Origin of the sequence: Pseudonocardia sp. SID8383 (assembly GCF_009864975.1) — a bacterium.
In the GTDB taxonomy this organism is placed as follows: domain Bacteria; phylum Actinomycetota; class Actinomycetes; order Mycobacteriales; family Pseudonocardiaceae; genus Pseudonocardia; species Pseudonocardia alni.
The window spans coordinates 1-6,699 of the sequence record NZ_WWFY01000522.1; the positions used below are offsets into that span (position 1 = coordinate 1).

The following is a 6,699-nucleotide window of genomic DNA, read 5'->3' on the forward strand; positions in this document are numbered from 1 at the left end:
CGGGTGCAGGATGATCCGGTGGGGCCCTCCGCCCCGCAGGACGACGACGTCGAAGGAGCACGACCGTGCCGCTGCACCCGCAGGTGGAAGCCCTCCTGAACCTCATGGCCGAACAGGGCGGGGCGCCGCCGGAGACCATGACCGTCGCGCAGAACCGCGCGATGATCCGGGAGATGGCCGCGGTGTCCGGTCCGCCCGAGCCGGTCGCGGCGGTCCGCGACGACCGCGCCGGCGACGTACCGGTGCGCATCTACACGCCCGAGGGCACCGGCCCGTTCCCGGTCCTGGTCTTCTACCACGGCGGCGGCTGGGTGATCGGCGACCTCGACAGCCACGACCCGGTCTGCCGGTCGCTGGCCAACCGGTCCGGCGCCGTCGTCGTCGCGGTCGACTACCGGCTCGCCCCCGAGCACCGGTTCCCGGCCGCCGTCGACGACGCCGTCGCCGCCCTGGAGTGGGTGCACGCCCACGCCGCGGAGTTCGACGGCGACCCGTCCCGCATCGCCGTCGGTGGCGACTCCGCGGGCGGGAACCTGTCGGCCGTCGTCGCCCAGCACGCCCGCGACCACGGCCCCGCCCTGCGGTTCCAGCTGCTGGTCTACCCGGCCGTCGACGCCGCCGACCAGAGCCCGTCGATGACCGAGAACGCCCAGGGCCCGCTCCTGACCGTCGCCTGGATGGAGTGGTTCATGGGCCACTACCTCACCGGCGAGCAGGACGCCCTGGACCCGCGCATGTCCCCGGCCCGCACCACCGACCTGTCCGGGCTGCCGCCCGCGCTGGTCGTCACCGCCGAGTTCGACCCGCTCCGTGACCAGGGCGCCGCCTACGCCGCGGCGCTGAACGCCGCGGGCGTGAAGACGGAGCTGCGCGAGTCGCCGGGCATGATCCACGGGTTCCTGCAGTTCGGTGCCGCGGTCGACGACAGCCGCGCCCTGCTCGACGAGGCGGGAGCAGCCCTGCGCGCCGCCCTGGCCTGACCCGGTGCGCCCTCACCCCGGGGTTGCCCCCAGGGGCACTTTCGTGGCTTAGAGGGCTACGAGGGTGACCCTGGGAGCAGCCCGGGCGGGGTGGGGGTGGCCGGCCACGCAGCGGCGTGGGAATGCGGGCCCCGGGCCGGTCGTTGCCGATGCTCAGTAGGCCGTCCGACCCGAGGAGCACCGTGCCCCGCCTGTCCCCGCCGGTGGCGTTCGCCGTCGTCGCAGCGACGTTCGTCTGGTTCCTCGCCGCGTCGTCCGCGCCGTCCCCGCTCTACGTCGTCTACCAGGAGCGGTTCGCGTTCACCGAGTTCACGCTGACCACGGTGTTCGCGGTCTACGTCCTCGCGCTGATCGCCGCCCTGCTCGTGGCCGGGTCGCTGTCCGACCACATCGGACGCAAGCCGGTGCTGCTCGGTGCGATCGCGCTGGAGGTCGTGTCCCTGGTGCTGTTCCTGCTGGCCGACGGCGTCGGCTGGCTGCTCGTCGCGCGCGTCGTCCAGGGCGTCGCGACCGGTGCGGCGACGGCGACGCTGCCCGCGACGCTGGTCGACCTCGCCGCCCGCGGTGACCGGCCGGACCGGGCGGGTGCGATCAACGGGACCGCTCCGCTCGCCGGGCTGGCGCTCGGTGCGCTCGGCTGCGGCCTGCTCGTCGAGTACGCGCCCGCCCCGACCCGCCTGGTCTGGGCGCTGCTGGTCGCCGGCCTGGTCCTGGCCGCCGTGCTGGTCGCGCTGATCCCGGAGACGATCGACCGTCGGCCCGGGGCGCTCGGGTCGCTGCGGCCGCGGGTCGGGGTGCCGCCACGGGTGCGGGCCGGCTTCGTCGCGATCGTGCCGATCCTGCTGGCCAGCTGGGCGCTCGGCGGGCTCTACCTGTCGCTCGGGGGCTCGGTCGTCGCGCAGGTGTTCGGGGTGCACGACCACCTGGTCGGCGGGCTCACCGTCGTCGCGCTCGTCGGGACCGGCGCGGTGACGGCGTTCGCGCTGCGCGGGCGGGTGCCGTCGGCGCTGCTCGTCCCGGCGGCCGGGCTGCTGGCCGCCGGCACCGTCGTCACCCTGGCCGGGGTGTCGACCGGGCTGCTCGCGCTCGCCGCCGTCGGTGCGGTCGTCGCCGGGCTCGGATTCGGTGCGGCCGCCTACGCCACGTTCGGGACGATGTCCACGCTCGCGGCCCCGCACGAGCGTGGCGAGCTGTTCGCCGCCCTCTACACACTGGCCTACCTGGCGTTCTCGGTGCCGGCGATGGTCGCGGGCGTCGCCGCGACGCTGGGGGAGCTGCGCCCCACGGCGCTGGTGTACGGCGGCGTCGTCGCGCTGCTGGCCGTCGTCGCGGCCGTGCTGGGCCGCCGTGTGCCGGTTCCCGCGACCGGAGAACCGGTCCCCGCGCCGACCTGCGGAGCCTGATCGGCGGACGGCGCGAGCGGTATGCGTTACCCCATCCGTCGGTGAACGCGGGCAGGCGACCACTCGTCGCGTACTCCGCGGTGGGCGGGTGTCACGGGTTGTGACCGATGGTCTCGGCGTGGTTACGGTGTCGGCCGCTCCGGGTCCTCCCCGCACTCCGGCCCGGGCGGTACCTGCTCCCCGAGGTAGAGGAACGACCATGGCTGGACGACACCGCAAACCCACCGAGACCGGCCGCCAGGTCGCCCGGATCAGCGCGTTCGCCGCGATGGCGGCCGCCCCGCTGGGCGTCGCCGGGACCGCCTCGGCGGCCGAGTCGACCTCGTCGGCCCCGTCCGTCGAGCGCTCGGCCACCTGGGAGAAGCTCGCGCACTGCGAGAGCACCGGCAACTGGGACGCCGACACCGGCAACGGCTTCAAGGGCGGCCTGCAGTTCACGCCGTCGACCTGGAAGGAGTTCGGCGGCCGCCAGTACGCGCCGAGCGCGGAGCAGGCCACCAAGGCCCAGCAGATCGAGATCGCGAAGAAGGTGCAGGACGAGCAGGGCTGGAAGGCCTGGCCGGCCTGCACCAAGAAGCTCGGCTGGCGCTGACCCGCCACACTGGCCGCATGGATCTGGACGCGGTACGGCGGATCGTCGCCGAGGACTCCGGGCTGTGCACCGTGGCGGTCGTACGCGCCGACGGCCGCCCGCACACCTCGCTGGTCAACGCCGGTGTGCTCGACCACCCCGTGACCGGCGCCCCGGTGGCCGCCTACGTCACCTACGGCCCCGTCAAGCTGACGGCGTTGCGTGCGCGACCCGCGACGTCGCTGCACTGGCGGGCCGGGTGGCGCTGGGTGGCCGTCGAGGGCAGCTCCGAGATCTTCGGGCCGGACGACCCGCGGGACGGCGTCGACGTACCGCAGCTCCTCCGGGACGTGTTCGTCGCGTGCGGTGGGACCCACGACGACTGGGCCGAGTACGACCGGGTGATGGCCGAGCAGCGGCGGGCCGCGGTGCTCGTCGTGCCGGAGCGGGTGGTCGGGAACCACTGACCGGACGGCCCACTGCCTGATTTCCACTTGCCTGTCCGGTACGTCACGCGGTGCGATGGTCCGCGTGAGGATGTCGTGACGGCCGGGCAACCTGGCCCGCAGCCGGTCGGCCCGCTCGGGACGGCGGAGCGCGCACCGGCGCCGGACCTCGCCCGCGGGGCGATGCTGTTACTCATCGCGCTCGCGAACACACCGTTCTACCTGTACGGACGGGCCCACTCCGAGGCCGGTTTCCACCCGGTCGACGGTTCGCCCGTCGACCGGGTCGTGCAGGCCGCGCTGATCATCGGCGTGGACATGCGGGTGTACCCGATGTTCGCGTTCCTGTTCGGGTACGGCCTCGCGGTGATCCGTCGGCGGCAGGCCGAGGCCGGGGTGCCGGACGCCCGGGCCTTCGCGGTGCTCCGCCGCCGCAACCTGTGGCTGATCGCGTTCGGTCTCGTGCACGCCCTGCTGCTGTGGGGTGGCGACGTCCTGGGCGCGTACGGCCTGTGCGGGCTGGTGCTGACCTGGCTGTTCCTGCGACGTTCCGACCGGACCCTGCTGGTGTGGTCGGCGCTGGGCACCGTCGTCCTCACGGCGTTCGCCGCGTTCTCGCTCTACGGTGCCTGGGCGGTCGTCGTCGAGGGAGTGCCGGTGCAGGGCGGAGGGCTCCCCGCCTTCGTGACCGCGAGCGCCTCGGCCACCGACCCGCTCACGGCGGCGCTGGACCGGATGCTGCTGTGGCCGTTCATCGTGCTCGGCCAGGGACTGTTCGGGATCGCGGTACCGGTTGCGATGCTCCTCGGGGTCTGGGCCGCCCGGCGCAGGGTGCTGGAACGGCCGGCCGAGCACCGGCGGCTGCTGTGGCCGGCGGCCGTCGTGGGGGTCGCGGTCGGCTGGCTCGGCGGGCTGCCGCACGCGCTCGCCCACGTCGGCGTGCTGCCGGAGCTCGGCACGGTCGTCTGGGCGTTCACCGCCGTACAGATGGTCACCGGGTTGGTGTGCGGGATCGGTTACGTCGCGGTGTTCGGTCTGCTCGCCGCCCGGCTCGAGGGGCGGCCACCGGGGCGGGTCGCGTCGGCGGTGACCGCGCTCGGCAGGCGGTCGATGACCGGCTATCTGGGACAGTCCGTGCTGTGCGCGCCGGTCCTCGCGGCCTGGGGGCTCGGGGTGGGTGGGCTGCTGGGTAGCGCCGGGATGGCCGTCTACGCGGTCGGGGTGTGGACGGTGACCGTCGCTGTCGCCGTCGCACTCGAACGGGCCGGTCGTACGGGCCCGGCCGAGCAACTGCTGCGACGGCTGGCGTACCGGCCGGGGCGGTGACCCGGCGGTCGGGCGCGGCCATCGGTACCCGGCCGCGGACCCGGCGGAACCGCCGCGGCCCGGGCCTCGTCCAAGCCGCATGACCACCTACGCCCACGACCCGGTCGCCTCGACGATCGTCGCCTGCTGGCCCACCGGCGACGGCGCCGTCGCCTGCCGGGCCGCCCGCGTCCCGAAGGCCCTCGACCACTCCCTGGCCCGCCGCACCGCGAAGGCGCTGAGCGCCCTGTCGACGCACCTGTGGGCCACCTACGCCGACCAGGCCGCCCACGAGCTCGACCCGGCGGCGCTCGCCGCGGCCGTGCGGCACCCGAACCAGCCGGTGGGGGACCTCCTGCGCGTCATGGAGGACGGCTGTGCCGAGACCGCGCACCTGCTGGGCCGGATCGTGGCGCGGGCACCGGGGCGGGCGTTCCGCGACGCCGTCGTCGCCGACGTCCGCGCCGAGACCGACGCCGTCCTCGTCGCCGACGACGGCGTCCTCACCGGACGCTCCGCCCAGGCCGTCGTCCACCCCCGGAGCGACGCCCCGGCCGAGCAGCTCCTCGTCGCGCACGCGCTGCTGCACGACGACCCGCTCGGCCCGCCCGCGATCGTGACGTCGGTCGAGCCGAACGCGGCCGCCGTCGCGACCCTGCGCTGGCTGCGGGCCTCGGCCGTGCTCGTCGCGGAGCGGGTCGGGCACACGGTGCCCGACGTCGTCGCGCTCGCCGAGGCGATCGGGCACGAGGACCTCCCGGTGGCCCGGCACGTGCTGTGCACCCTGGCCGGGGTCGGTGAAGAGGTGGTGGTCCTCGACCTGCTCCAGGAGGCCGTCCTGGCCCGCCAGGGCTGGTTCATCGTGTGCCCGGAGCAGCCACCGCATCCCGAGGAGGGCCACCGGGCGGTCTCGACCGTGCTGGACCCGCTCGACCCGGCGTCGTGCCTGCTCGATGGCCTGGTCCGCGGGCTGCACGGCTGTTTCCGGGTGTGGCTCGACGACGTCGTGGCCCGGGAGACCCCCGGCACCGACCCGCGGCTGGTCGGGACCGCCCGGACCGCGGCGCTGCGCCTGCGCTACACCGACGAGGTACGGCGCTCGGTCCGGGCGGGCCGCTGAGCGGCTCGGCCGGCGACGACCGGCCCGGCGACCACCGGCCGTCACCGGGGCGCGGCTGGAGGATCACGCCGTTCCGGACCGGCGCCCCGCGAGCATCTGTACCGCGGTCCCGGCGACGGGCAGCACCAGCAGCAGCGCGAGTGCCGCGCTCAGCCCGACGACGGCGGCGAACCCGCCGATCACCGCCGCCCCGATCCCGGCGCCGGTGAGGAAGCACAGCGTCGCCACCCCGATCGCGCCGCTGCGCCGGTCCTGCGGCACCGCCGTGCCGACGGCGGCGATCATCGCGGGCTGCCCGGTGCCGAACGCCAGCGTCACCAGCATCGGCGCGAGCGCCAGCACCCACGGCAGGTGGCTCGCCACCCCGGCCACGGCCACGACCAGCCCGACGACGGTCGTCGCGCAGGCGCACGTCAGGGTCTGCCGCGGCCCGATCCGGGCCTGCAGGAACGCCGACGCCGCCGGGCACGCCAACGCCACCACCGCCGACGGCACCAGCACCAGCCCGGTGGCCAGTGGGCTCCAGCCGCGCTCGGCGAGCTCCAGCGGGATGCCCAGCAGCAGGGCGAACCAGCTGGCCGGCACCGCCGAGGCGCACAGCGAGCTGCGCACCACCGTCGCGTTGCCGACCACCCCGCGCGGCAGGAACCCGTCGGGCCGGGCCCGCACCCACAGCGCCGTCACCGGGACGCCGACCGCGAGCAGCACCCCACCGGCGACGGCCGCGACCGCACCCGCGCTGGGCGACTGCACCAGCAGCACCAGTCCGGACACCGCCGTCGCGACGATCGCCGCACCCACCAGGTCCACCCGGGCGCCGTCGCCGCGGACCACCGAGTGCCGCCACAGGTAGGGGACCGCGAGCAGCGCCAGT

7 protein-coding genes are annotated in these 6,699 nt (G+C 75.4%); 6 read left to right on the forward strand and 1 reads right to left on the reverse strand.

The window, feature by feature from the left end; translation table 11 throughout:
• The first annotated feature begins 65 nt into the window (after window positions 1-65).
• From GTW08_RS12925 to GTW08_RS12950, 6 genes are all read left to right on the forward strand, one after another.
• Window positions 66-980 (forward strand): alpha/beta hydrolase fold domain-containing protein, encoded by a 915-nt coding sequence (locus tag GTW08_RS12925; RefSeq protein WP_161151969.1) that lies wholly within the window; start codon window positions 66-68, stop codon window positions 978-980.
• Window positions 981-1,162: 182 nt separating this feature from the next.
• Complete coding sequence (locus tag GTW08_RS12930; RefSeq protein WP_304580032.1) at window positions 1,163-2,383, forward strand: MFS transporter; 1,221 nt, start codon at window positions 1,163-1,165, stop codon at window positions 2,381-2,383.
• A 199-nt stretch (window positions 2,384-2,582) separates the two neighbouring features.
• Entirely contained in the window at window positions 2,583-2,975 is a 393-nt protein-coding gene (locus tag GTW08_RS12935) for a transglycosylase family protein (RefSeq protein ID WP_073574234.1), read from the forward strand.
• 17 nt (window positions 2,976-2,992) lie between these two features.
• Complete coding sequence (locus tag GTW08_RS12940) at window positions 2,993-3,421, forward strand: pyridoxamine 5'-phosphate oxidase family protein (protein WP_073574233.1); 429 nt, start codon at window positions 2,993-2,995, stop codon at window positions 3,419-3,421.
• A gap of 75 nt (window positions 3,422-3,496) precedes the next feature.
• Window positions 3,497-4,726: a DUF418 domain-containing protein gene (locus GTW08_RS12945; RefSeq protein ID WP_073574232.1), complete on the forward strand. Its 1,230-nt coding sequence runs from the start codon at window positions 3,497-3,499 to the stop codon at window positions 4,724-4,726.
• 79 nt (window positions 4,727-4,805) lie between these two features.
• A complete protein-coding gene (locus tag GTW08_RS12950; RefSeq protein WP_073574231.1) occupies window positions 4,806-5,825 on the forward strand; it encodes a hypothetical protein in 1,020 nt (339 codons plus the stop codon).
• Between the two features lie 63 nt (window positions 5,826-5,888).
• Here GTW08_RS12950 and GTW08_RS12955 read toward each other — a convergent pair.
• A partial coding sequence (locus tag GTW08_RS12955; protein WP_161151970.1) for an MFS transporter occupies window positions 5,889-6,699 on the reverse strand: 811 nt, incomplete at its 5' end.